The following is a 25,557-nucleotide window of genomic DNA, read 5'->3' on the forward strand; positions in this document are numbered from 1 at the left end:
GGAATGGATCCGAGCCGCCGTTGGCGTTTGTACCGAGACTGTTTTCAATGCCCCTTTCCAACATCCGCATCATTCATCAGGACGCCGCCGTCCTGGTGGTCGACAAGCCGACCCTGCTGCTGTCGGTGCCCGGTCGGGCCGACGATAACAAGGACTGCCTGATCACCCGTCTGCAGGAAAACGGCTATCCGGAAGCGCGAATCGTGCACCGACTGGACTGGGAAACCTCGGGCATCATCCTGCTGGCCCGGGATCCGGACACCCATCGTGAACTGTCCCGACAGTTTCATGACCGGGAAACCGAAAAGGCCTACACCGCGTTGTGCTGGGGCCAGCCGGAACTGGACAGCGGCAGCATCGATCTGCCCCTGTGCTACGACCCGCCGACCAAGCCTCGTCACGTGGTCGACCATGAGCATGGCAAGCACGCCCTGACCTTCTGGCGCGTGCTGGAACGTTGTGGCGATTGGTGCCGGGTCGAACTGACGCCCATCACCGGACGCTCGCACCAGTTGCGCGTGCACATGCTGTCCATCGGCCATCCGCTTCTGGGTGACGGTCTCTATGCTCACCCGCAGGCCCTGGCCGCCTGGCCCCGCCTGTGCCTGCACGCCAGCATGCTCAGCTTTACCCACCCGCAAAGTGGCGAGCGTTTGCGCTTTGAGTGCCCGGCGCCGTTCTGAAGGATTGCGGCGCGCTCATCGCGAGCAGGGCTCACTCCCACAAGGGATTGCGTTGAACGCAGAATCTGTATTCGACGAAGATCCCCTGTGGGAGCGAGCCTGCTCGCGATGACGGCGGCACAGTCAACGTAGACTGCAGTCCCTCTCCCTATCAACAGCCAATACGGTAAACTCCCGCCCATTGCTGTCTGGAGCTATTTATGCGCGCAGAGTTGAACCAGGGCCTGATCGACTTCCTCAAGGCCTCCCCTACCCCATTCCATGCTACCGCCAGCCTTGCCCAACGCCTGGAGGCGGCGGGTTATCAGCGTCTCGACGAGCGCGAGACCTGGGCCACCGAGGCCAACGGTCGCTATTACGTCACGCGCAACGACTCTTCGATCATTGCCTTCAAGCTGGGCCGCAACGCACCGCTGCACGACGGCATCCGCCTGGTCGGCGCCCACACCGACAGCCCTTGCCTGCGGGTCAAGCCCCAGCCTGAGCTGCAACGTCACGGGTTCTGGCAACTGGGAGTGGAAGTGTACGGCGGCGCGCTGCTGGCGCCGTGGTTCGACCGCGACCTGTCCCTGGCCGGGCGCGTCACCTTCCGCCGGGACGGCAAGGTCGAAAGCCAGCTGATCGACTTCAAGGCGCCCATTGCCACGATTCCGAACCTGGCCATCCACCTCAATCGCGAAGCCAACCAGGGCTGGGCCATCAACCCGCAGAACGAACTGCCGCCGATCCTTGCCCAGTTCGCCGGCGACGAGCGCGTCGATTTCCGTGCCGTGCTCACTGACCAGTTGGCCCGCGAACACGGCCTGAACGCCGACGTGGTGCTCGACTACGAGTTGAGCTTCTACGACACCCAGAGCGCCGCGATCATCGGCCTGCATGGCGATTTCATTGCCGGCGCGCGCCTGGACAACCTGCTGTCGTGCTACGCGGGCCTGCAAGCCTTGCTCAACGCCGACTCGGAAGAAACCTGCGTGCTGGTGTGCAACGATCACGAGGAAGTCGGCTCCTGCTCGGCCTGTGGCGCCGACGGCCCGATGCTGGAACAGACCCTGCGTCGCCTGCTGCCGGAAGGGGAAGAGTTCGTACGAACCATTCAGAAATCCCTGCTGGTTTCTGCGGACAATGCCCACGGCGTACACCCCAACTACGCCGACAAACATGACGCCAACCATGGCCCCAAGCTCAACGCCGGGCCGGTGATCAAGGTCAACAGCAACCAGCGCTACGCCACCAACAGCGAAACCGCCGGGTTCTTCCGCCACCTGTGCATGGCCGAAGAAGTGCCGGTGCAGAGCTTTGTGGTACGCAGCGACATGGGTTGCGGCTCGACGATCGGCCCGATCACCGCCAGCCAGTTAGGCGTACGCACCGTGGACATCGGCCTGCCGACCTTCGCCATGCACTCGATCCGGGAACTGTGCGGCAGCCATGACCTGGCGCACTTGGTGAAAGTGCTGAGTGCGTTCTACGCCAGCCGGGAGTTGCCCTGATCACAGCAGCATGGCCCCTGCGGCTAGTCATGCTATGCACTTACAGGAGTAGATGAATCTGTGGCGAGGGGATTTATCCCCGCTGGGTTACGAAGCAATCCTAAAGTCGGCCACTCGGTGTAGTCCAATTTGAGTCGCTGTCGCTGGGGGCTGCTTCGCAGCCCAACGGGGATAAATCCCCTCGCCACAGATAAATCCACTCGTCACAGATAAATCCCCTCGTCACAGATGAATCCACTCGCCACAGATGAGTCCACTCGCCACAACAGCGTTTGATACAGGTCATCGCGACCTCGCAAAACCCCAACTAGACTGACTTTATCCCCCCGACAAGGCCGTCACCATGATTCCCTCGTCCATCCTCAACGCCATGCTGGTGCCGATCCTCGCCGGGATGATCCTGCTGGCCGTCGGCTTCAATTTTCGTGACAAGAATGTCGGGGTCTTCGCCATGTGGATCGGCATGCTGCTGATCCTCGCCACCGTGCTGTTCAGGATCATGAGCAAACTCAACCAGTCAATCTGACTCCGCGTCCAGCACGTCCACTCCGACATGAATCGCATCGTGTCGCCAGAACTCCAGGTCGCAGTCGATCAGCCGTTGATGCTGGTCATAATTGACCCGCGCAATCCGCAAGCCGGGGCTGCCCACCGAGACCTTCAGCGCCGCCGCGGCTTCGGGCTGTAAAGACGTGGGCACAATCTCGAATTTCACCCGACCGTAGTGCAGGTCGTAATGACGGGCGTACAACTCGGTCATGGACTGGTTGAGGTCGAACCCGAGGATGTCGGGAAAATACTGCGGGTTCAGGTAATGTTCGACATACAGCACCAGCCGCTCGTCGATTCGCCGCACGCGGCAGATCTGGATCACGCTCGACAAGGCCGGCAATTGCAGCCAGGCACACACCGCCGCCGAGGCCGGTTGCAGACGCGCCGAGATCACCTGGGTAGAAGGCACCCGTCCCTGGGCCGTCACCATGGCGTGGAAATGGCTACGCTGCATCAGGTTATAGGCCAGGCGTGGCGGCGAGACGAACCAGCCCCGGCGCTCCTCGCGATAAATCTGCCCCTGGGCTTCGAGCTGCAACAAGGCCTCACGCACGGTGATGCGCGTGGTCCCGAACAACTCACTGAGCTTGCGCTCGGCCGGCAACTTGCTGCCGGGGGCCAGCAACCCATGGTCAAGCTGCTCCTGCAGAACCTGCCCGATGGTTGTCACCGCTTTGGTTGTCTCAATGCGCATCAACGTTACCTATCTGGACTAGACCAGCACTGTTTCGGGGCGGAATCGGTACACGCTTCGAGCCACTTTCGTTCCTGCAAGCCTAGGCACTGCACATTACTGGCAGATGACAGAACCGCCGAACGGTCGATGCGCAGACCTGCAAATTTGCGGCCAAGTCCTTTCATATCAGCTGTTTAACCATGGTCTACGCTTAGCTATCAGTCACTGCGCGCGAACCGAATCGGTGTGGGTGCATCCACCGTCGACATCAAAATGTCACAGGGCTCGCCTACATTGGCTCAGGTATTGCTGACCTAGACCAACATAACCGCCAACACAACCGCAATCGCAGCGTTGAAAACGCCCATAGGAGCTTCGGATGAAACAGCTTTTCCTGGCATCACTGTTAGGCTCGACCATTGCCATGTGCACCACCGCCATGGCCGCTGAGACCGATCTGAAAACGCTGGAAGCCGCTGCGAAAGCGGAAGGCGCCGTGAACAGCGTCGGCATGCCCGATGACTGGGCGAACTGGAAAGGCACCTGGGAAGACCTGGCCAAGACCTACGGGTTGAAACATGTCGACACCGACATGAGCTCGGCCCAGGAAATCGCCAAGTTCGCCGCCGAGAAAGACAACGCCAGTGCCGACATCGGTGACGTCGGCGCGGCGTTCGGCCCGATTGCGGTCAAGCAGGGCGTGGTTCAACCGTACAAGCCAAGCACCTGGGAGCAGGTTCCGGACTGGGCCAAGGACAAGGACGGCAACTGGGCCCTGGCCTACACCGGTACCATCGCATTCATCGTCAACAAGAAGCTGTTGCATGGTTCCGAAGTACCCACCAAATGGGCTGATCTCAAAACCGGCAAATACAAGGTTTCGATCGGTGACGTGAGCACCGCGGCCCAGGCTGCCAATGGCGTGCTGGCGGCGGCATTGGCCAGCGGCGGCAACGAGAAGAACCTGCAACCGGCCCTGTTGATGTTCGCCGAGATCGCCAAGCAAGGACGCCTGTCCATGGCCAACCCGACCATCGCCACCATGGAGAAGGGTGAAGTCGAAGTGGGCGTGGTCTGGGACTTCAACGGCCTGAGCTACAAGGCCAAAATGGCCAACCCGGATGACTACGTCGTGCTGATTCCGTCCGACGGCTCGGTCATCTCCGGCTACACCACCATCATCAACAAATACGCCAAGCACCCGAACGCGGCCAAGCTCACTCGTGAGTACATCTTCAGTGACGCCGGCCAGATCAACCTGGCCAAAGGCAACGCCCGGCCGATCCGCGCCGAGCACCTGAAATTGCCGGCAGAGGTCCAGGCCAAGCTGCTGCCGAACGAGCAGTACAAAGGCGTGACCCCGATCAAGGACGCGGACGCCTGGGAGAAGACGTCCAAGGCACTGCCACAGAAGTGGCAGGAAGAAGTGATCATCAATATGCAATAAAGCGGTCGTTAGCCCGCTCGGATATCCAACGAAGATCCCCCTGTGGGAGCGAGCCTGCTCGCGATAGCGGTCTACTTTTCGACAGTGAAGTCGACTGACACTGCGCTATCGCGAGCAGGCTCGCTCCCACGGGGGCTGCGGTGAATCCGAGCTTTCTGGTTCCTGTCCGGAGTCCCGGTACCCATGAAGCACAACGTCATCCTGGTAGTGCTCGACGGCCTCAACTACGAAGTCGCCCGGCATGCCATGGGACATTTGCAGGCTTACATCAGCGCAGGACGCGCGGCGCTCTACAAACTGGAATGTGAACTGCCGGCCCTGTCCCGCCCGCTCTATGAATGTATCCTCACCGGCGTCGCGCCCATCGACAGCGGCATTGTGCACAACAACGTCTCGCGCCTGTCGAACCAGCGCAGCGTTTTCCACTACGCCACCGACGCTGGCCTGAGCACGGCGGCGGCTGCGTACCATTGGGTCAGCGAGCTCTACAACGTCTCACCATTCGTGGCAGGGCGGGATCGTCATACCGACAACCCCGATCTGCCAATCCAGTACGGGCATTTCTACTGGAATGACCACTACCCCGACTCCCATCTGTTCGCCGATGCCGAACATTTGCGTCAGCGCTACGCGCCGAACTTTCTGCTGGTGCATCCGATGAATATCGACGATGCCGGCCACAAGCATGGCCTCGACACCCCGCAATACCGCAACAGTGCCCGCTCGGCCGACATCAACCTGGCGGTCTACCTGCAAGCCTGGCTCGATGGCGGTTATCAGGTGCTGGTGACTTCCGATCACGGCATGAACAACGACCGTTCCCACAACGGCCTGTTGGCCGAGGAACGGGAAGTGCCGCTGTTCGTGCTCGGGGACAGCTTCAGCCTCGACCCCGCCGCGAAGCCCCGGCAGACCGAACTGTGCGGCACCCTCTGCCAGTTGCTCGGTGTTGCTCACGACAAACCGTATTGCCAGGAGTTGCTCAAGTGAATGCCATGACGCGCGGCAAATGGCTGGCAGCGTTGTGCCTGGTGCCCTTCGCGATTTTCTTCATCGTGTTCCAGATCGCCCCGCTGCTCTGGGTGCTGGTCAACAGCCTGGAGTCGGAAGAGTTCGGCTGGGGCCTGGCCAATTTCAGCAAGATCTTCAGTTCGAAGTTCTACCGGCAAGCGATCCAGCACAGCCTGGAAATCAGTTTCTGGTCCAGTGTATTCGGGATCATCATCGCGGTACTCGGCAGCTATTCACTGCGCCGGGTCGACTCGAAGCTGCGCAACTTCGTCAACGCTTTCGCCAACATGACCAGCAACTTCGCCGGCGTGCCCCTGGCGTTCGCCTTCATCATTCTGCTGGGGTTCAACGGCAGCATCACCCTCATGCTCAAGCAGGCAGGGATCATCGAAGACTTCAACCTGTACTCGAAAACCGGGTTGATCATCCTCTACACCTACTTCCAGATTCCCCTGGGTGTGCTACTGCTCTACCCGGCCTTCGACGCGCTGCGCGAAGACTGGCGCGAGTCCGCCGCGCTGCTGGGCGCCAACGGCTGGCAGTTCTGGCGACACATCGGTCTGCCGGTGCTGACCCCGGCGCTGCTGGGTACCTTCGTGATCCTGCTGGCCAACGCCCTGGGTGCCTACGCCACGGTATACGCGCTGACCACCGGCAATTTCAACGTGTTGCCGATTCGCATCGCCGCCATGGTTTCCGGCGATATCTCCCTCGACCCGAACATGGCCAGCGCCCTGGCCGTGGTGCTGGTGGCGTTGATGACCCTGGTGACCGTCGTCCATCAATTGCTGCTCAAGAGGAGCTACCATGTCTCGCGCTGAATCGAGCCCTGTCGGCCTCTACCATCGGGCCGTGGTGTACCTGCTGTTCGCAATACTGCTGTTGCCCCTGGCCGGCACGCTGATCTACTCCATCGCCAGCAGTTGGTCGGCCACCGTGCTGCCCGCAGGCTTTACCTTCAAATGGTACGTGCAGTTGTGGAGCGATCCACGTTTTCTCAGCGCCTTCGGCCAGTCGCTGATCGTCTGCGTCGGCGCGCTGGTGCTCTCGGTGGTGCTTATCCTGCCACTGCTGTTCGTGGTTCATTACCACTTCCCGAAACTCGACGCACTGATGAACATCCTCATCCTGCTGCCCTTCGCGGTGCCGCCGGTAGTGTCGTCGGTAGGCCTGCTGCAACTCTATGGTTCCGGCCCGCTGGCAATGGTGGGGACGCCGTGGATCCTGATCGGCTGCTACTTCACCGTCGCCCTGCCGTTCATGTACCGCGCGATCACCAACAACCTGCAAGCCATCAATCTGCGCGATCTGATGGACGCCGCCCAACTGCTCGGCGCCAGCACCTTCCAGGCGGCCTTGCTGGTGGTGCTGCCCAACCTGCGCAAGGGCCTGATGGTGGCGCTGCTGCTGTCCTTCTCCTTCCTGTTCGGGGAGTTCGTGTTCGCCAACATCCTGGTGGGCACCCGCTATGAAACCCTGCAGGTCTACCTGAACAACATGCGCAACAGCAGCGGCCACTTCACCAGTGCCCTGGTGATTTCCTACTTCTTCTTCGTACTGGTCCTGACCTGGGCGGCGAACATTCTGAACAAGGACAAAAGCCAATGAGCTACGTCAGCGTCCAACACCTGCAAAAAGGCTACGCGGGCACGCCGGTGTTCAGCGACATCAATTGCGAAATCGGCAAGGGTGAATTCGTCACCCTCCTCGGCCCTTCCGGCTGCGGCAAGTCCACGCTGCTGCGCTGCATTGCCGGGCTGACGGCGGTGGATGCCGGCAAGATCCTGCTGGACGGTCAGGACATCGTCCCGCTGAGCCCGCAAAAGCGCGGCATCGGCATGGTGTTCCAGAGTTACGCTCTGTTTCCCAACATGACCGTGGAGCAGAACGTCGCCTTCGGCCTGCGCATGCAAAAGATCCAGGCCGACGACAGCCGCCAGCGCGTGCAGGAAATCCTGCGCCTGGTGGAACTGCAAGACTTCGCCAGCCGCTACCCCCATCAACTCTCCGGCGGCCAGTGCCAGCGCGTGGCCCTCGCTCGCTCCCTGGTGACCCGGCCGCGCCTGTTGCTGCTGGACGAACCGTTGTCAGCCCTGGATGCGCGGATTCGCAAACACCTGCGCGAACAGATCCGACAGATTCAGCGCGAGTTGGGCCTGACCACGATTTTCGTCACACACGATCAGGAAGAAGCCCTGACCATGTCGGACCGGATTTTCCTGATGAACCAGGGAAAGATCGTACAGAGCGGCGATGCCGAGACCCTTTACACTGCGCCCGTCGACGTTTTCGCAGCCGGCTTCATCGGCAACTACAACCTGCTGGACGCCGACAGCGCCAGCCGATTGCTGCAACGGCCGGTGAACGGGCGCATCGCCATTCGCCCGGAAGCCATCGAGCTGAGTCGCAGCGGCGAACCGGATGCGCTGATCCGTAGCCACAGCCTGCTGGGCAACGTGATCCGCTACCGGGTCGAGGCTCGCGGCGTGGAACTGGTGGTGGACGTGCTCAACCGCTCGGCCGCCGACCTGCATCCCGATGGCGCCCGCCTGGCGCTTTCCATCGATCCGTCGGCCCTGTGTGAGGTAGCCTGATGGCTGTGTTGATTTTGAAGCTGATCTTGAGAAGGGAAACGCACTGATGGCCCTGGCAATTTTTGATCTGGACGAAACCCTGATCCACGGCGATTGCGCCACCCTCTGGAGCGAGCAGATGGGGCGCCTGGGCTGGGTCGACCCCGAGTCGTTCATGCGTCGCAACAACGAGCTGATGGACGCCTACAGCCACGGCAAGCTGCGCATGGAAGAGTACATGGACTTCAGTCTGGAGCCGATGATCGGGCGCACACCGGAAGAAGTCGAACACCTGGTGGCACCCTGGGTGGAGGACTTCATCGAACCGATCATCTTCAGCGACGCCACCAAGGCCATCGCCGAACACCGCAAGGCCGGCGACCGGATCCTGGTGATCTCGGCCTCGGGCACGCATCTGGTCAAGCCGATTGCCGAGCGCCTGGGCATCGATGAGATCCTGGCAATCGAGCTTGAAGTGGCCCATGGGGCCTACAGCGGCAAAACCGTGGGCACCCTGACCTACCGGGAAGGCAAGATCGCGCGGTTGCTGGACTGGCTGGACGCCGAGGAAGAAAACCTGGAGGGGGCGAGTTTCTACTCCGATTCACGCAATGACCTGCCGCTGTTGCAGCGGGTGGACTACCCCCATGTGGTGAACCCGGATCCGGTGTTGAAGGCCCATGCCGAACTGGCGGGGTGGCCGATTCATAGCTGGAAGTGAGCACCGATCCACCCTGATTGGGAGCGAGCAAGCTCGCTTCCACAGTTTATCGGGTACGTACCGCACCGACATAAATCAGTCCGTCACCGTTTCAGGATGACCACAGTTCTTGACGCATCAAACCCGCGCTATCAAACGCCTTTCACGCCAAAGCCATCTGCGTTTTCACTTGCATAAGGAGGAACGTCTCCAAAATCCATGATCAGGAACTTCGCTAAAGTATGTGGATTGATCACGTACTTCTTCCCAACGGGGGCACCACCTGGATCGAGAATCCAGTTGCGCCAATCACCCAAGCCCATATTCTGGTTGTAATTCGTCCACAGAGCGCCCCACTCATATTCACTTGGAACCCGGCAACCCTGGCCATTGATCCAGTCCCTGCAATTGCGGTAATTACCCCTGTTGAAGGCCGGCAAGAACATCTGAACATTACTCGCCCAGACGTTGAAAGCCGTCGTTTGGCCGAGTTGATCCGATACCGTGATAGTGGAGCCTGCCGACCCTTTCGATATAACGCGCACTGTCGATGCGTCATACATATACGCTTCGACAGCGGCCGGATTACTGGAGGTACAGGCATAGGGGGGCGTTCCTCCTGACACAGCACGGTGCGCATAGGCACCCGAGGGAGGATTCGGCGGGGTTGCGTCTTTTCTGTAGTGTGTGGCACTCAGATTTATATCGCTGGGGTCGACTATTAAAGGCACGTAGACGTTAATGCCCCAGACATTGGACTCGGGATTATTGCCATAGAGCGCCTTGGCGGTGAATAGATGGGGCCCTGGAACAAGTGCCCCCATCAACAAACTCCAGTTACCGTTGCCGTCGACCTCGACGTCACCTCTATAGACGGCATTGTCGAAAATCTGAAGACGCTCGCTCCGCTGAGCCCTGCCAATGACGTTGACAGTGGTCGAAACGGTATAACCGCCGTTGGGGATTTCGGTATTGGCGGGATCTTGCACCGAAGTGATGGTCGGGGCTTCGGTGGAGGTCTGCACGGTAAAGCTACGGACAGCCGATTCCGGGTTGCTGCCATAGAGTCCTTTGGCGGTAAAGCTGTGCAAACCCTGCTCCAACCCGTTCTGATGCAAGCTCCAGTCACCACCACCATTAACGTCAACAGTGCCCTTCGAGATGGCGCTATCGAAGATCTCGACGCGTTGGTTTTTCGAGGCCTTGCCAAACAGGGTGACATTGACCTGATCGGTGATGCTACCGTCAGGCACTTCCACGCCCGCAGCGGTTTCCACATTGGTGATGCGGGGTATCTCGATGGCGGTGACATTGAAATTTTTTGCCGCAGAATCAGGTATCCCCGTGCCGTACAACGCTTTGGCCTTGATGCTATAGGCGTTGGGTGTCAGGCCCGTGAGGGAGGTGCTCCAGATTGTGCCGGTCGCCGGGATCGTGAACGGGCTGCCGATGTTGGCCGCTCCATTCATGAGTTGAATCTGTTGACCGCTGCTGCCGGTACCGGTGACAGTCACCGTGGTTTCAACAGTGGTTTTGCCGACAACAGAACCTTTGGTGTCGCGGACATCGGTGAGGGTTGGATTCACCAGTGCAACGGTCTTGACGGTATAGGTGCGCAACGGAAAGGTCAGCGCATTGGCCTCGTTGGTGGTTTTGCTGAAGTCTGCCTTGAACTCCATCGACAAAGTGCTGCCGTCCTTCAGTTCCTTCAGATAGCTATAGGCAGCCATGACGTCATAGAACCCTTGGGTGATCCAGGTTGGACTGGTTCTTGGGCCCCGTGGCGGCGGGGCCCAGATATTCAGGTCATAGGGAACGGTCCCGTCGGCCCTGGTGCCTTTGAGGCGTAGCCACACATCCTGATCCGGGGCGATAAGCGGCCAGATACCGGCCCGACAGGTGGCATCGGCACTGATGGAATTGAGATCCAGCTCAGTGCCCTCACCGTTGTTGGCCGCTTGCAGGATCTTCGGCTTGGAACCCGACAGATCATTCTCGGCAAGAGTCTGCACCGCCAGGTTGAGCGCGGCTGACGGATCAGATTCATTGCCATTGCGCGTCACCGTGTAGGTCACCGTCACCGACCGGCCCAGGTTGTAGGCGATCACCTCGACCGGGATAGCGATCTCGCGATCGGCAGGCAGTGCTTGCACTGGAGTGGTGTGGGAGCCCGCGCCTGCAGTGCCGGCCCACGTCACGCTGACCTGATCGCCCGGCTGGACGCCGTAGTCTGGAATCACCACGGTCAAGGCATCCTTGGCCGCCACCGGGTTCAGTTGCTGGGACGGCGAACTGCCTGTGGCCTGCTTGACACTGGGCGCAGTCAAATCCATCCCCGCACCAATGCTCATCAGCAGAATTTCTGACGGACTGGTCCCACCCGCAACCCGCCTCACCCAATACATCGCCCGCACCGTGCCATTACGGTTGCCCTCGATCAGCGCGGCGCTGATGGTGAACGGGATGTCCTGGTTCTCGGTCACTTCAGTGACCGGAAGCGAATCCCGATACCGGCCGGTGTTCGACCCCCACCACAAGATATGCACCCGATCGCCGGCCTTTTGCCCGCTGTATTGGCGAACGATCAGGCGCGTGCCATTTGGCTTGTCCGCCGGGTCCAGAACCCCGTCGCTCTCCCCTTCGACCACCGGCGCTGGCAATTCAGCCTGGGGGACGCCGATAGTCAGCAGGTCGGCGTGCAGCGATTCCTCTTCGATGACTTCCCGGCTCACCGCATCGCGCAGCAGTTTGTAGTACAGATCCAGCGTCCCGCCTTCAATGGCGGTGAGGTGCTCACCGGCCACGACGATTTCAATCGGTACGCTGCCCTCCGCTTCATTCTTGCTGAGCGGATGCAGGGGCAAGTCAGGCGTATAAGAGCTGCCGCTCTCGGTGATACCGTTCCAGATCAACGCAATGGCATTGCCCTCTTCCATGGCCGGGTCCAGCGGGATCTCGATGGTGGTACCGGGCAGTTGGGGGTCGAGGGTGCCGGCGATCTCGTCCAGGGGGATCGGGGCCGCCAGGCCAATGTGTTCGACATTCCCAGTACCTGGATAATCGAAAACAGTGGAAAACCGGTTCTTATCAACTACTCAACTGTGCGTAAAAACAGTACCGAGCAGCGGATGTTCTCTGGCGTTCAGGCTCTGTAGTCACCACTTGGCACTTCAGCAAGTTCGCTCTCACACGTTCAACGCGAGGCGCATGCAGGTCTCCGATAGATGGTGCGCCTTCTTGCTTTGACCTGTTATTTCTGACAGTAGACGCAACGCTGTGTCCGCAGGTTAATACACTCCACGTCTGATCAACTTGACAGTCCTCCACGACGGGAACCTTCATGGACAAGCGCCTTGAACAGTGGACTTATATCAACGCCAGCATAAAGGTACTTACGGCCGTCACGCTCGCCGTATTATTTGGTTGTGCAACTCAATCACCCTCACCGCCGCCCGCACTTCAGACGTCTAATATTTATGAGCACTCCGGTGAGGAAACCGCCAGAAACCTGACCACGGCTTATCACAATACCGCCACCAACTGCGGCCACCCCAGTACACCGGCCTTTCTCTGCTCAGGCGTAACGCTACGCATCACTAAAACCAGTGATAGGTACGATCCTTGGGATCATAGCGACTTCTCAAGAACGACCGATGCGGTCTCTTTTTCCTACTTGAGAGCCGATACGAAATTTGTGCGCGCGCCCTGGAATGGAGCCAACGGTTTTATCTTCTACCCTTATTTCAACGCCCCAACGGACAAGATCAGACCTGAAGTCATCTGTTATTTTCCACTCGACGGCGCTACTTTCTATCGAGACGCGGCGGGACAGTACGGATGCAGGGACAGCATTGTTCCTCCGTTCGTGTTCCCTACCAGTAAACCTTGCCGAGAACAAAATGTGACCACCGCGGAGCAGTGGGTGGCTCATTATCAATCGGCTCCTCATTCCAGGAATCCAACTGTGCACTCCTGTGCCTTTATGGTGGGAAATGACTTGGGCTCTGAAGCGGTAAATGCCTTCAATCAAGCCATCCGGGTACGCTCGTTGATTCCCACCGTAGCCTTTGGAGACCACAACGAACTTCGAATTAAAGCCTGGCCTGAGAATCAGCCAGGGGTATTACCGATTCAAGCCTTCTTCTATCTCGGCGCCGGGCTCGCGAATGCCCGAATCGACCAACGGAAGTATTACGACCGCACCGCAGGCATGGTGGTCCCCATCATCCGTCTTATCTTACCCAACACCCCCTCGGAGGACGCCACGTTTGCCTATAGTGTCGCGGACCAGGCTGTGCTTCCCTCGCACAAGCTTAGACCCAGGGTTCCCAAAACGTATAACGCAGCGGGCGACCGTCTGAAAATGAGCGACATCTACACCGACGCGCATGTGGATGTAGAAGTACCTCACTACACGGGTATGCATGCAACCGATACCATCAGGGTGCGCTGGCAGGGTCGGGTCAACTACAACAGCGGGGTAATAGAGGTGGGCGACCCGCCCGGTAAAAGATTGATCCCAATTCCTCGTCTGGAAGTCCTCGACAATATCGGTCGATCTGTCGAGGTCGGTTACTCAGTCAAGGAGAAAGGCGTCGGTGAGACGATAGAGTCGGCAAGATTGACGCTGCATATCGACCCGCAAGCGGTGCATCCATTACCGGCGCCGAGTTATTCCAACTCGAAGGTTAGCGTGAACTACGGCGGTGAAACAGGCTACACCGTCAGGGTTCGTTGGGTCGGTGTCACGACTCACGATACTGAAAGCCAGGATGTGACGTCCGGCCAAGCCAACATTTTTGACATTCCCAGTGCCTGGGTATCCGAAAACAGCGGAAAACCCGTCCTGATCAACTACTCGATTGTCCGTAAAAACAGCAACGAGCAACGAATGTTCTCCCAGGTCCTTAGGGTTAACCTCTAGGTCAACCCTTTGGCAGTACGTGGTTTTCCACATTCCGGCAGCACGGGCAGTCCCCCGGAATCAGCTCAGACTCTCATCAATCACCAATACCAACTTACCTGACACCTTGTTACCCGCCAGCTCGGCAAACGCCGCTTCGGCTTCCTCGATCGGAAAAGTCGCAGCCAATTGTGGGCTCAGGCGCTTCTCGGTGAATAACGGCCAGACATGTTCACCCAAATCCCGCAGCAGATCGGCCTTGAATTGATCGTCGCGACTGCGCAGGGTCGAACCCAGCAACTGGATACGCTTGGCGAGGATCTTCGCCAGGTCCAGGTGGCTTTCCCGTCCGCCCATCAGCCCGATCAACACCCAACGCCCGTCAACTGACAAAAGTTTCACGTTGAGCCTGGCGTAGCTGGCGCCCACCGGATCGAGGATCACGTCGAAGGGCGCGAAGTCGTTCAAGCGCTCGATGTCGTCAGCCCGCACCACGCCGCCCTGGGCCCCCAGCGCCTCGCAATAGGCCAGCCGATCGACAGAACCGACACTGACCCAGCATGGGTTGCCGAACGCCTTGCACAGTTGGATTGCAGCAGACCCGACGCCACTGGCCCCGGCGTGCAGCAGCACTTTCTCCCCGGGCTTGAGGCCTGCCAGCTGGAACAGATTCAGCCACGCAGTGCTGTAGACCTCAGGCAGCGCGGCCGCTTCAGGCAATGACAGGCCCTCGGGCACTGGCAGCACATGCCGGGCATCGACCACCACTTCCTCGGCCATGCCGCCGCCGGCGAGCAAAGCACACACGCGATCACCCACCTGCCAGGACGAGCCCGCCCCAACCTCGCTGATGACCCCGGAACACTCCAACCCCAGTACGTGGCTGGCCCCGGGGGGCGGCGGATAAAGTCCGGCTTTCTGCAACAAATCGGCCCGATTCAGGCCGGCAGCCGCCACACGAATGCGAACTTGCCCTACATCGCACGTAGGACTTGGCTCATCAGCCCATACCACTTGCCCTTCAACGCCTTGCAATGCTTTCACGGTGCCTCCATAGTGAGTCTCGACTGGGCCCGCTGCTGTAACGCCGGGCTTTCTTGCATTTTGCGCCCGGGCCACATGGAACCGGCGACTTCAAAGACGGCCTAATATGCGTTATCAATTGTCCCTGCGTCGAATCAGTATGAAGCACCTGTTCCCCAGCACCGCCCTCGCGCTTGTCATTGGCCTCGGTCTGTTGCCACTGTCGAGCGATACGTTCGCAGCCAACAGCTGGGACAAGCTTCAACCTGATCGCGACGAGGTAATTGCCAGCCTTAACGTCGTTGAGTTGCTCAAGCGTCATCACTACAGCAAACCACCGCTCGATGACGCGCGCTCGGTCATCATCTATGACAGCTACCTGAAGCTGCTTGATCCGTCGCGCAGCTATTTCATGGCCGGCGATATCGCTGAATTCAACAAGTGGAAAACCCAGTTCGACGATTTCCTCAAGAGCGGCGATCTGAACGCAGGGTTCATTATCTACAAGCGTTACCTGGACCGCGTGAAGGCGCGTCTGGACTACGCCATTGCCGAACTGAACAAAGGCGTCGACAAGATCGATTTCAACACCAAGGAAACCCTGCTGGTCGACCGCAAGGACGCCCCTTGGCTCACAAGCACAGCCGAACTCGATGACCTGTGGCGCAAACGCGTCAAGGACGAAGTGCTGCGCATGAAGATCGCCGGCAAGGACCCCAAGCAGATCCAGGAAACCCTGACCAAGCGCTACAAGAACCAATTGGCTCGCCTGGACCAGACTCGCGCCGAAGACATCTTCCAGGCGTACATCAACACCTTCGCCATGTCCTACGACCCGCACACCAATTATCTGTCGCCGGATAACGCGGAAAACTTCGACATCAACATGAGCCTGTCCCTGGAAGGCATCGGCGCGGTCCTGCAAAGCGACAACGACCAGGTGAAGATCGTGCGCCTGGTACCGGCGGGCCCGGCCGACAAGACCAAGCAGGTCGGCCCGGCGGACAAGATCATCGGTGTCGCCCAAGGCAATAAGGAAATGGTCGACGTGGTCGGCTGGCGTCTGGATGAGGTGGTCAAGCTGATCCGTGGCCCGAAAGGCTCGGTGGTGCGCCTGGAAGTCATTCCGGCCAGCAATGCACCAAATGACCAGACCAGCAAAATCGTATCCATCACCCGTGAAGCGGTGAAACTGGAAGAACAGGCCGCGAAGAAGTCGATTCTCAACCTGAAACAGGATGGCAAGGATTACAAACTTGGCGTCATCGAGATCCCGGCCTTCTACCTGGACTTCAAGGCGTTCCGCGCCGGGGATCCGAACTACAAGAGCACCACCCGCGACGTCAAGAAGCTGCTGACCGAACTGCAGAAGGAAAAGGTCGACGGCGTCGTCATCGACTTGCGCAACAACGGCGGCGGGTCCTTGCAGGAAGCCACCGAACTGACCAGCCTGTTCATCGACAAGGGCCCTACCGTGCTGGTGCGCAACGCCGATGGCCGGGTGGATGTGCTCGAAGACGAGAACCCGGGCGCGTTCTACAAGGGGCCGATGGCCTTGCTGGTCAATCGCCTGTCGGCGTCGGCCTCGGAAATTTTTGCCGGTGCCATGCAGGACTACCACCGGGCGCTGATCATCGGCGGCCAGACCTTCGGCAAGGGCACCGTGCAGACCATCCAGCCGCTGAACCATGGCGAACTGAAACTGACCCTGGCCAAGTTCTACCGCGTGTCCGGCCAGAGCACCCAGCATCAGGGCGTGCTGCCTGATATCGATTACCCGTCGATCATCGACACCAAGGAAATCGGTGAAAGCGCCCTGCCCGAAGCCATGCCTTGGGACACCATCCGGCCGGCAATCAAACCGGCGGTGGACCCGTTCAAACCGTTCCTGGCCCAGCTCAAGTCCGACCACGACGCCCGCAGCTCCCGGGATGCCGAGTTCGTGTTCATCCGCGACAAGCTGGCCCTGGCGCAGAAGTTGATGCTGGAAAAAACCGTTACCCTCAACGAAGCCGAGCGTCGCGCCCAGCATACCGACATCGAGGCCAAGCAACTGGCGATGGAGAACCTGCGTCGCAAGGCCAAGGGCGAAGAGCCGCTCAAAGAGCTGAAGAAAGAAGACGAAGACCTGATCACCGAACCGGAAAAGACCAAGCCGGAAGACGATGCGTACCTGAGCGAGACCGGGCGAATCCTGCTGGATTACCTGAAACTCAATACGACGGTCGCCAAGCAAGGATGATGGCCATTTAATGGTGACTCTCGCCAGAGCGTCATCAAACTGACATCAGTCTGTCGTGAAATACAGGACTGGGCGCCCCACCACGGCGCCCGGTCCTTTTTTTATCGCCAGAGATCGCCATGACCACGACCGAACAGCTGAGTGCCTTGAGTTCAATCCTGACTCAAAGCGGTTTGCAGAGTCTGTTCCAACCGATCGTGTGCCTGTCCGAACGGCGCATCCTGGGCTACGAAGCCTTGACCCGCGGGCCGTCCAACAGCCCTCTGCATTCGCCCGTCGCCTTGCTCTCCGTGGCCCGCCAGGCCGGACGCCTCAGTGAACTGGAACTGGCCTGCCGCCGCAGCGCCTGCCAACGCTTCAACGAGCAGAAACTGCCAGGCAAGCTGTTTCTCAATGTCTCACCCGAGTCGCTGCTGGAATCGGCGCACCAGACCGGACGCACCCTGCAACTGCTGCAGGACTTTGGCATCCCGCCCAGCCAGGTGGTGATCGAGCTGACCGAACAGACCCCGATAGATGATTTCCAGCTCCTGCAAAACGCACTGCATCATTATCGGGCCATGGGTTTCTCCATCGCCTTGGACGACCTTGGCGCCGGTTATTCGAGCCTGCGGCTGTGGTCCGAATTGCGCCCCGAATATGTGAAGATCGACCGGCACTTCATCGACGGCATTCACCAGGATGCCCTCAAGCGCGAATTCGTCGGCTCGATCCTGAAGATCGCCCGGACGTCACGCTCCCAGGTGATTGCCGAGGGCATAGAACTGCCGGAAGAACTGGCGGTGTTGATGGAAATGGGCGTCGATCTGGTCCAGGGATACCTGCTCGCCCGCCCTCAGGAACAGCCGTCACGGGACGCCAAGGCGCTGATGCCCAAACAGGACAGCGGCGCGGTGCCGCTGAGCGATGAAATCAACGATCTCAGCGCCCTGCTCAACGAGCAACCGGCCATGCCCCACGACACCCCTACGGCACGGGTCCTGGAAGCCTTTCGGCGCCAGGCCAACCTCAACTCCCTGGCCGTGCTGGACAATCAGAACCACCCCTGCGGCATCGTCCACCGCCATTCACTCTCGGACGCCTTGCTCAAACCCTTCGCCACCGACCTGTTCGCCCGCAAACCCATCAGCCGCCTGATGAGCGATGATTTCCTGGCCGTGGAACTGAGCCAGTCGCTGCAGCAAGTCAGCCGCCTCATCACCAGCCGCGCCCGGCAACGCATCGAAGAAGACTTCATCATCACCCTCAATGGTCACTACCTGGGACTGGGACGGGTGATCGACGTGCTCAAGCTCATCACCGAACTGAAGATCCAACAGGCCCGCTACGCCAACCCGCTGACCCTGCTGCCAGGCAACGTACCGATCCAGCAATGTCTCACCCGTCTGCTGCAACAGCGGCAGGAAGCGGTGATCTGCTACGTCGACATCGACAGCTTCAAACCCTTCAACGACATCTATGGCTACGGCCGCGGCGACGAAGTCCTGCTGTGCCTGGCCCAATGCCTGAACGAACGCATAGACCCCAGCCGCGACTTCGTCGGCCACATCGGCGGCGACGACTTCCTGCTGGTCCTCGGCCCGGAAGACTGGCGCAAGCGTCTGAACCAACTGCTCGGCGACTTCCAGACCCATTGCCGCCGGTTCTATCGCCCTGAACATCTGGACGCGGGCTGTTTTACCGCGCTGAATCGGCAGGGTATCCGGCAGGAGTTTGCGTTGTTGTCGCTGTCGATTGGCGTAGTGCACCTGCGCTCAGAGGCCTGCGAGGAGCTGGATGCGAGCCAGTTGGCGGAACTGGCTTCGCAGGCTAAGCATCATGCGAAGGAAGTGCCTGGGGGGAGTTTGTATCTGGTTGAGGCTGAGCCTGCCAAGTATGTGGATGCGTTGGTTTGAGCTGCATCCCTAGTGGATGGGATTTTCCTGACAGCTTTGCGGTTCTAACCCCTTGCCGACATCGCCTTGCGCCATTGCCTACAACTACGCCAGAATCCGCCGGCTTGTGCGCCTTGGACCACGTCGGTAGTTTGAGCCTTGTCACTGCTCATCAGTGATCGGGTTTAGTCGCCCGTCTCAACCTAAGGCGTATCAGGTCTCTGTCTGACAGGCTTTGCTGTTCCTGTATTGATGGTGGCTGTGCGCAGGGCGCCCTCGGGCGCGCCGGATTCTTAGGTTCCCCGGTCGACTAACCTGCGTACAGCTGCCGCCCTCTCGTTTAGTCGCGAGGTGGTTTCAGCATCACTTACAGGAACCTAAGTAGATGGCCAAAATTACACCGAATCCTCCAGCCGCAGACGAAACCGCATCACGCGTTCAGTCGGCCCGTAACAAAAAGCTCGATGACGCTGCTACGCGGGCTCTGGATTTCTATCTGAAACCCACGCCTGAGAAAGAAACGTCCGACACACACACCCTCTTCATCATCGCGCCTGATGTGGATTCTGAATGTTTGCTTGCCAATCTCAGTGAAAATCTGGCGTCAGCAAATGCCATGATCAGTGATTTGGCGTTTGACCTTGAGGGTTCTCGACGGCATGTTGCACTGGGGATTCAGCAGGTGATTGAGTTGAGTGAACTGCTGGCTAATCGGGCTTTGGATATTGCTGAGGTGAGATAAATAATTGCTCACTCTCTGACACAAAGGTCCACCCATGCGAGACCTTTAGTGTCAGAGAGCAAGCAATTCTATATATATTCCCAAGTAGACTTGTCTTCAGTTTCAGCCTTGCGAAGATCATCCTTCCATATTTCGCTTGCCAGCCTATATATATCCTCAAAGAACACTCGTGGATTGGCCATTGCGTCCCAGCCATTAGGGAAGGAGGAGCACACCTGAGAATCATGTTCCAATAAGGCCTGAAAGTCATAGCTACTATCTCGCAACGCTTCCTCTAAGCTTTTATAAAGTAGGTATTTTTGTCTGTACGTAATGCGCCAGCGTTCTGTTAGCGAGTAATTTACAATCAACACCTCTCTATCCACAGGGTTGTTAGGGTCGAATTTTTCAAGCTCTTCGCCCAATGTTTCCTCTCGATCATATATATCAAAACACCCCAAAAAATATGCAGGTGAAGGCGTGTATGGCTGGTTTGTACTAGGATCAATCATTTAAATTTCCTATTTAATTGGATACAGGGTAAATGGAATTTCAGTATCTCGATCAAACTTCATTTCTATTCGATCCATTTTAACCAATTTTGGATCACTTGGATTTTTAGCATTTGGAATATAACCTTCCCCCGCGCCAGGAAAGTCCAACCGCAGGTATTTGCTTCCGCTTTTATCCGTCATTAGCTCGTGACCATCATTCTTTTTTCTAATTGCTAATTTATAGGCTTTCAGCTGTAACTCCCAACTGTAGAACCTTGAACTTGGATTCCCTTTCCTATGCCAAGGGGTCTTGCCGGTAATGGGATCTGTACCGTCAATTGATCGTTGCTTCCATACCTGATCTGAAACTGCGGGGCTATGCTTACCAACCATATGCATGCCTTGTTCTTTATCTAAACGCCTGACCTCTTTTTCTGCCAGCTCTGCGGCAGTTGGCTTAGGCAGTGGCGGCTCACCCTCATCCACCTGAGCCTTACCCGCCGGATCCTGCTCCCCAACCGCCGCCTTGCACCCGCCCTTCCCCGGACAATCTACCAACCCCAACGGATCCACCCACCCCGTCGGGTTCAGGGTGTACCGATACCCATTGAGCCCACCCGCCAACTTGCTCGGATCAGGCGTCAGGTAGCGCCCCGTTTCCGGATTGTAGTAGCGGTGTCGGTTGTAGTGCAGGCCGCTTTCCGGGTCGAAGTATTGGCCCTGGAAGCGCAGCGGTTGTTCCAGTTGTTCGCCGCCGCCGTGTTCTATCCCGTGGGCTTTGCCGTAGCCGTTATAGCGCGCCGACCAGACGATCTGGCCGCCGTAGTTGGTCAGCTCCTGGGGCGTGCCCAGGTGGTCGAGGTGGTAGTAGAACGGGCAGGCATTGAGGCCTTTGCCGTCGAGCAGTGCCAGCGGCCGGAACGTGCCCGGTTCGTAGAGGTAGCTGCGGTGGTGCTGGCGGCTGCTTTCGGCGACGAGCTGGTCGCCCTGCCAGAAGAACTCGGTGGTCAGGCCGGCCACGGTCTTGCTGATGCGTCGGCCGAAGGCGTCGTAGCGGTAGGACGTTTCTCGGCCGTCCGCCGTGGTGAGGCCGATCAGGCGGTGCTGGCTGTCGTAGCGGTATTCGGTGACGAGGGCCCGGGCCTTGCCGCGGCGTTCGCGGATCAGGTTGCCGAAGGCGTCGTAGTCATAGTGGCGGTCGCCCTCCATCAGCAGGCGATTGCCCTTGAGCTGGGTCGGGCCGGGTCGGTCCTGCATCAGCAGGTTGCCGGCCGGGTCGTGGGCGAAGTGTTCCGTGGGATCGGTGTGGGAATGGTCGATCCGGGTCAGCCGGTCGAGCGGGTCGTACTGGTACTCGCGCCGTCCTCGACGGCTGTCGGAAAGCGCGGCGAGGTTGCCCTTGGGGCTGTAGGCATAATCGCGCCAGAACAGGGTCTGCTGGTTCTGCTGCACGGTGTGGGCCTTGAGCCGGCCCTGTTCGTCATGTTCGTACCGGCTGAGCAGCAGGCCCTGTCGGCGCTGGTGTTCGCGGCCGCCACGCAGCTGGTGTTCGGTGAGGCGGGCGCCGTTGAGGTCGATGGCGGTCAGTGCGCCGCCCGGGGCGTGGTGGTAGTCGAGCTGGCTGTTGTCCGGCAGGCGCAGGTGGTTGAGCCGCCCGCAGGCGTCGTAGCCATAGCGCAGAGTGCCCCAGCCCTGGTGCTCGGTGATCAGCCGGTCCTGAGCGTCGTACTCGAAGGCCAGCGGATGGTCGCTGCCGTCATCGACATCGACCAGCCGGCCCAGCCCGTCGTAGCGGTACTGGATCGTCTGGCCGTCGGGCAGGGTCTTGCGCCGTAGCCGTCCGGCCGCGTCACGCTGGTAGGCGGTGACAAGCTGGCTGCCGTCGGCACCGAACTCGGTTTTCTCCAGCAGGTGCCCATTGAGGTCGTAGGCATAGGCGGTGCGTTGGCCGTCGAAGCCGACTTGCTGTCGGATCAAGCCGCTGGGGGTGTAGTCCAGCTGATATTTTTCGCCGGACTCGTTCTCGATCTCGGTCAGCAGCAGCTGCGCCGAGTCGTAGCGGTAGTGCAGCGTGCTGCCGTCGGGATTGATGCGGCGGCTGACCAGGTGCAGGTCGTCGGTGTATTCGTAGCGGGTGACACGGCCCTGTTCGTCGCGCTCGGCGGTGACCTTGCCGTAGGCGTTGTAGGTCCAGGCGCGGGTGGTGCCGCTGGGCAAGGTGGTCTGCAGCAGCCGGCCCACGGCGTCCCATTGGTAGTGGGTCACCCCGCCGTGTTCATCCTGGCGGCTCAGCAAGCGCCCCAGGACGTCGTAGGCAAAAACCCACTGGCTGGCGTCAGGCAGGGTTTCTTCCGTCAGTTGGCCGAGCCGGTTCCAGGTGAAGCGGTGTTCGCTGGCGTCCGGGTAGTGGATCGACAGCAACTGCCCGTGGGCGTCGTAGGCATAGCGGGTGCGTTGTTGATCCGGGTCGATGGCCTCGATCACCTCGCCGCGGTCGTTGCGCCGGTAGATCCAGACGGCCTTGCCACGGGCGCGGGCGTGCAGGAAACCGTTGCGGTATTCGTAGGACGTGGGCACGTCTTCGGGGGGAATCAGCGCCACCAGCCGTCCGACTTCGTCGTAGTGGTATTCGGTGACGGCGCCCAACGGGTCCTGTTCGGCAATCAGCCGGCCCTGTGCGTCGTAGGCCTTGAGGTGTTCGCCGCCGTCGGGCTCGACCTTGCGCACCAGCCGCGCACGGTCGTCGTGAACATACGTCTCTTCGCTGCCGTCGAGGTGGCGGACCGTGACGCTGCCGTCCTCGCCCCAGCTATAGCGCGTGTCCATCTGCGCGAACGAGGCCCAGTGCCGCACGCAGCGGGCCGCCTGTCCGGTGCCTTGCCACTCCCAGAAGAAACTCGCCCCGCCGGCCAGTTGCCGCTGGAGGATGACGTGCGCATCGTCGTAGTCGTAGCGCTCGCTTTCGCCGGCCGCGTTGGTCGCTTCGATCAGCCGTGAGCGTGCGTCGTAGCGGTAGGTCGCCAGGGTCTGTTCGGTGCGCCAGGCTTCGTCCAGGGTCAGCGCCGGGTGGAAGCTCTGGTAGTCGAGGGCGATGAGGTGGCGCTGTTCGTAGCGCAACTGCAGGCAGCGCCCGGCACCGTTGTCCAGGCGGCAGATGTCGCCATGGATGTTGCGCTGGAGGGTCAGGCGGTTGTCGTAGCGGTCGCTGAGGGCGGTGAGATAACCGTCGCGAAAGTGTAGGAAAGGTGCGTTTTCGCCGGGTTGGGCGATGATCAGTTCATCCGGCTCGCTGCCCAGGTAGATCGCCGCCCGGGCCAGGCTGTTGTGGATCGCCGGGCGCTGGGCGTTGGGCAGTGGAAAGGTCGTGCGGCGGTTTTCCTGGTCGATCCAGATGACCTGCTCACCCTCAAGCAACAAGCGGTGTGCCAGGGCATGGCTCCAGCCGCGTCCCAGCCCCACGTCCTGCTCCGCCGCGCTGCTGCGGTACAGGCGGGTGAAGATGAACGGCAGTCGGCCATCGAGCGTGCCGTCGTCCAGGGTCAGCAGTTCTTCGCCGGTGACCATCGACACCGGGCAGCCGTCGGTGCGGGTCAGGGCCGCGCTGTCGGCGCTGTCGCCGTTGGGGTTTTTCGATTGGGCCGGGGCGTCGTCGTGGGGCTCGTCTTTTTTCAGCGTGGTGTTGCGTTGCGCATCCCAGCGCAGTTGCATCCGACCTTTTTTTACTCCGGCCGCGATACCCCGCGCCGCCACGGCCTTGTAGCGGTCGACGTAGCCCATGAAACCGTTGACGACGGCAAAGATCGCGCTGACGAAACGCTGTACGGCATTCATCAGGCTTGCGCCGTGCCTGGCCAGACGCATCGCCAGATAAGCGATGCCGGCCCCCGCCCCGGCGAAGGTCAGCACCACGCCGATCAGCAGGTCGAGCAGCAACTGCACCACCACCGTCGAAAGTGCTTCGGTCGTTTCGCCGGCGAGCTCACTGGGTGGCAGCATCTCCAGCCAGAGACTGGCGGTGCGAACCAGCAGGCACAGCGCCGCTTCGTCACTGGCCAGCAACTGCAGTTTCGCCATCACTTGCGGTGCTGCCTGCGCCAGTTTCGCCAACTGATCGGCGCTGTCGCCCAGGCGCTCAACGAACTGCCCGGGATCCTTGAGGATGTCCGAGAGCAGATTGAGACTGTCCCACACCCCTTCGATTGCCGCCCAACTGCCGGCGAGCAAGCCGTTGCCCACCGCGGCTGCCGAGGTCGCCAGGGATTGCTGCTCCCACTGCGGCTTGAACCCCTGCCACTCGCCGCGCAGCCAGTCTGTCAGCTCCGTGGTCAAGCCATCGTAGGAGGAAAACAGTTTATTGATCTGGGCGGGCGAGACCTCGCCCTGGACATGGACCCGATAGAACTTCCCCGCATCCCCCCTGAAGACTCCCAGCCCCTGGGCATCCAGGGTGACCGGCGTGATCTCGCCGCTGTCCACCGCCACCACATCCACCACGATGTCGCCCAGCGGAATGTCGTACACCGATTCGAGCTTGCTCTCGATCGTCATCACCCCGCCTTGGGGGCACTGGACGACAGTGGAGAGAAAGTCGTCGTCGCCGCTGCTGACGGCGGTGGTGCTGTCACCGAAGCGGATCAGCCGCTCCATGCCCATCAACGAAGGCAGGTCGGCCGCCTGGCTGGCCCGCTCCGCCGCACGGCTGTACCAGCGCCCCAGTTGCTCGCGATAGAGAGAAAGGGTGTCTTTGAAACTGTCGAGCTCCAACTCGATACGGTGCGCCTGATCCATCAAGGTACGACACGATCAAGGGCCAGCAGGGAAAACCGGTCGAACATGGGTAGACGTCTCGCAGCACTCAGGAAGCGCGAGACTTTGCCGGGGATGGCTGGAGAAATAAGTCAGGGAAGGAGGTATTGAATGTAGGGCGATTCGCTAAATGCAAAAACCCATCGCCCCCTTGGAGTCGATGGGTCTTCAATCCGCAAAAAAGGTCGTTGTCGGCGATTGCTCAGCGCATGCGTCAGTTGCTGAAGCGCCCGCGATTTGCCGCCGCATACCCAACTGAGCCCAGGCAAAAATCTTCTTTTTCGACTTGGCCGCCCAATTTTTCTTGAGTTGCCCAGGAAAATCTTGAGAACGTCCGGTTTTTCCGATTTTTCTTTAACCGG

General features: G+C 59.8%; 18 protein-coding genes. 13 read left to right on the forward strand and 5 right to left on the reverse strand.

Annotated features, from left to right (window positions below; translation table 11 throughout):
* Nucleotides 1-47: 47 nt before the first annotated feature.
* The 3 genes from LOY35_RS20650 to LOY35_RS20660 all read left to right on the forward strand — a co-directional run bounded on the left by LOY35_RS20650 (nt 48) and on the right by LOY35_RS20660 (nt 2,699).
* Nucleotides 48-683: an RluA family pseudouridine synthase gene (locus LOY35_RS20650; RefSeq protein ID WP_258626451.1), complete on the forward strand. Its 636-nt coding sequence runs from the start codon at nt 48-50 to the stop codon at nt 681-683.
* Between the two features lie 200 nt (nt 684-883).
* Entirely contained in the window at nt 884-2,173 is a 1,290-nt protein-coding gene (locus LOY35_RS20655) for a M18 family aminopeptidase (protein WP_024779630.1), read from the forward strand.
* Between the two features lie 343 nt (nt 2,174-2,516).
* The gene (locus tag LOY35_RS20660; protein ID WP_258626454.1) at nt 2,517-2,699 is read left to right on the forward strand and encodes a hypothetical protein; all 183 of its coding nucleotides are present in this window, start codon (nt 2,517-2,519) and stop codon (nt 2,697-2,699) included.
* On the opposite strand, the gene LOY35_RS20665 is transcribed toward LOY35_RS20660, so the two are convergent.
* Entirely contained in the window at nt 2,691-3,419 is a 729-nt protein-coding gene (locus LOY35_RS20665; protein ID WP_258626456.1) for a UTRA domain-containing protein, read from the reverse strand. The genes LOY35_RS20660 and LOY35_RS20665 overlap by 9 nt on opposite strands.
* 361 nt (nt 3,420-3,780) lie before the next feature.
* On the opposite strand from LOY35_RS20665, the gene LOY35_RS20670 reads away from it, so the two are divergent.
* The 6 genes from LOY35_RS20670 (at nt 3,781) to LOY35_RS20695 (ending at nt 9,153) form a co-directional block, all read left to right on the forward strand.
* Complete coding sequence (locus LOY35_RS20670; protein WP_258626457.1) at nt 3,781-4,848, forward strand: ABC transporter substrate-binding protein; 1,068 nt, start codon at nt 3,781-3,783, stop codon at nt 4,846-4,848.
* A gap of 183 nt (nt 4,849-5,031) precedes the next feature.
* Nucleotides 5,032-5,838 carry an alkaline phosphatase family protein gene (locus tag LOY35_RS20675; RefSeq protein ID WP_258626459.1) on the forward strand — a complete coding sequence of 269 codons (807 nt, stop codon included), beginning with the start codon at nt 5,032-5,034 and terminating at the stop codon, nt 5,836-5,838.
* A gap of 5 nt (nt 5,839-5,843) precedes the next feature.
* Nucleotides 5,844-6,680: an ABC transporter permease subunit gene (locus LOY35_RS20680; RefSeq protein WP_258633694.1), complete on the forward strand. Its 837-nt coding sequence runs from the start codon at nt 5,844-5,846 to the stop codon at nt 6,678-6,680.
* Nucleotides 6,667-7,467: an ABC transporter permease gene (locus tag LOY35_RS20685; protein WP_041021858.1), complete on the forward strand. Its 801-nt coding sequence runs from the start codon at nt 6,667-6,669 to the stop codon at nt 7,465-7,467. The genes LOY35_RS20680 and LOY35_RS20685 overlap by 14 nt, the downstream gene beginning before the upstream one ends.
* Nucleotides 7,464-8,453 (forward strand): ABC transporter ATP-binding protein, encoded by a 990-nt coding sequence (locus LOY35_RS20690; protein WP_258626462.1) that lies wholly within the window; start codon nt 7,464-7,466, stop codon nt 8,451-8,453. Before LOY35_RS20685 ends, LOY35_RS20690 begins: the two co-directional genes overlap by 4 nt.
* 46 nt (nt 8,454-8,499) lie before the next feature.
* Entirely contained in the window at nt 8,500-9,153 is a 654-nt protein-coding gene (locus LOY35_RS20695) for an HAD family phosphatase (RefSeq protein WP_258626465.1), read from the forward strand.
* 131 nt (nt 9,154-9,284) lie between these two features.
* Here LOY35_RS20695 and LOY35_RS20700 read toward each other — a convergent pair whose 3' ends face one another.
* Nucleotides 9,285-12,068 (reverse strand): hypothetical protein, encoded by a 2,784-nt coding sequence (locus LOY35_RS20700; protein WP_258626467.1) that lies wholly within the window; start codon nt 12,066-12,068, stop codon nt 9,285-9,287.
* Between the two features lie 404 nt (nt 12,069-12,472).
* Between LOY35_RS20700 and LOY35_RS20705 the strand changes: the two genes are divergently transcribed.
* Nucleotides 12,473-14,056 (forward strand): hypothetical protein, encoded by a 1,584-nt coding sequence (locus LOY35_RS20705; RefSeq protein WP_258626469.1) that lies wholly within the window; start codon nt 12,473-12,475, stop codon nt 14,054-14,056.
* A 60-nt stretch (nt 14,057-14,116) separates the two neighbouring features.
* On the opposite strand, the gene LOY35_RS20710 is transcribed toward LOY35_RS20705, so the two are convergent.
* Complete coding sequence (locus LOY35_RS20710; RefSeq protein WP_258626471.1) at nt 14,117-15,079, reverse strand: zinc-binding dehydrogenase; 963 nt, start codon at nt 15,077-15,079, stop codon at nt 14,117-14,119.
* A gap of 139 nt (nt 15,080-15,218) precedes the next feature.
* Between LOY35_RS20710 and LOY35_RS20715 the strand changes: the two genes are divergently transcribed.
* From LOY35_RS20715 to LOY35_RS20725, 3 genes are all read left to right on the forward strand, one after another.
* Nucleotides 15,219-17,300, forward strand: coding sequence for a carboxy terminal-processing peptidase (locus LOY35_RS20715; protein WP_258633697.1), 2,082 nt, complete (start codon nt 15,219-15,221; stop codon nt 17,298-17,300).
* A 119-nt stretch (nt 17,301-17,419) separates the two neighbouring features.
* Nucleotides 17,420-19,195 carry a bifunctional diguanylate cyclase/phosphodiesterase gene (locus LOY35_RS20720; RefSeq protein WP_258626472.1) on the forward strand — a complete coding sequence of 592 codons (1,776 nt, stop codon included), beginning with the start codon at nt 17,420-17,422 and terminating at the stop codon, nt 19,193-19,195.
* Nucleotides 19,196-19,559: 364 nt separating this feature from the next.
* Entirely contained in the window at nt 19,560-19,916 is a 357-nt protein-coding gene (locus LOY35_RS20725; RefSeq protein WP_258626474.1) for a DUF6124 family protein, read from the forward strand.
* 68 nt (nt 19,917-19,984) lie between these two features.
* Here LOY35_RS20725 and LOY35_RS20730 read toward each other — a convergent pair whose 3' ends face one another.
* On the reverse strand, nt 19,985-20,407 hold the full coding sequence (locus LOY35_RS20730) for a hypothetical protein (protein WP_258626477.1): 423 nt from the start codon (nt 20,405-20,407) through the stop codon (nt 19,985-19,987).
* A gap of 9 nt (nt 20,408-20,416) precedes the next feature.
* The gene (locus tag LOY35_RS20735; protein WP_258626481.1) at nt 20,417-25,177 is read right to left on the reverse strand and encodes an RHS repeat protein; all 4,761 of its coding nucleotides are present in this window, start codon (nt 25,175-25,177) and stop codon (nt 20,417-20,419) included.
* Between the last annotated feature and the right edge of the window lie 380 nt (nt 25,178-25,557).

The organism is Pseudomonas sp. B21-028 (assembly GCF_024749045.1).
GTDB lineage: Bacteria > Pseudomonadota > Gammaproteobacteria > Pseudomonadales > Pseudomonadaceae > Aquipseudomonas.

Bases quoted from the DNA above. Each gene is read 5' to 3' on its own strand.
- LOY35_RS20665 (WP_258626456.1), bottom strand. From the start codon at position 3,419: ATGCGCATTGAGACAACCAAAGCGGTGACAACCATCGGGCAGGTTCTG.
- LOY35_RS20695 (WP_258626465.1), top strand. From the start codon at position 8,500: ATGGCCCTGGCAATTTTTGATCTGGACGAAACCCTGATCCACGGCGAT.
- LOY35_RS20705 (WP_258626469.1), top strand. From the start codon at position 12,473: ATGGACAAGCGCCTTGAACAGTGGACTTATATCAACGCCAGCATAAAG.
- LOY35_RS20670 (WP_258626457.1), top strand. From the start codon at position 3,781: ATGAAACAGCTTTTCCTGGCATCACTGTTAGGCTCGACCATTGCCATG.
- LOY35_RS20700 (WP_258626467.1), bottom strand. From the start codon at position 12,068: ATGGAAGAGGGCAATGCCATTGCGTTGATCTGGAACGGTATCACCGAG.
- LOY35_RS20655 (WP_024779630.1), top strand. From the start codon at position 884: ATGCGCGCAGAGTTGAACCAGGGCCTGATCGACTTCCTCAAGGCCTCC.
- LOY35_RS20690 (WP_258626462.1), top strand. From the start codon at position 7,464: ATGAGCTACGTCAGCGTCCAACACCTGCAAAAAGGCTACGCGGGCACG.
- LOY35_RS20660 (WP_258626454.1), top strand. From the start codon at position 2,517: ATGATTCCCTCGTCCATCCTCAACGCCATGCTGGTGCCGATCCTCGCC.
- LOY35_RS20730 (WP_258626477.1), bottom strand. From the start codon at position 20,407: ATGATTGATCCTAGTACAAACCAGCCATACACGCCTTCACCTGCATAT.
- LOY35_RS20685 (WP_041021858.1), top strand. From the start codon at position 6,667: ATGTCTCGCGCTGAATCGAGCCCTGTCGGCCTCTACCATCGGGCCGTG.
- LOY35_RS20735 (WP_258626481.1), bottom strand. From the start codon at position 25,177: ATGGATCAGGCGCACCGTATCGAGTTGGAGCTCGACAGTTTCAAAGAC.
- LOY35_RS20650 (WP_258626451.1), top strand. From the start codon at position 48: ATGCCCCTTTCCAACATCCGCATCATTCATCAGGACGCCGCCGTCCTG.
- LOY35_RS20675 (WP_258626459.1), top strand. From the start codon at position 5,032: ATGAAGCACAACGTCATCCTGGTAGTGCTCGACGGCCTCAACTACGAA.
- LOY35_RS20680 (WP_258633694.1), top strand. From the start codon at position 5,844: ATGACGCGCGGCAAATGGCTGGCAGCGTTGTGCCTGGTGCCCTTCGCG.
- LOY35_RS20725 (WP_258626474.1), top strand. From the start codon at position 19,560: ATGGCCAAAATTACACCGAATCCTCCAGCCGCAGACGAAACCGCATCA.
- LOY35_RS20715 (WP_258633697.1), top strand. From the start codon at position 15,219: ATGAAGCACCTGTTCCCCAGCACCGCCCTCGCGCTTGTCATTGGCCTC.
- LOY35_RS20720 (WP_258626472.1), top strand. From the start codon at position 17,420: ATGACCACGACCGAACAGCTGAGTGCCTTGAGTTCAATCCTGACTCAA.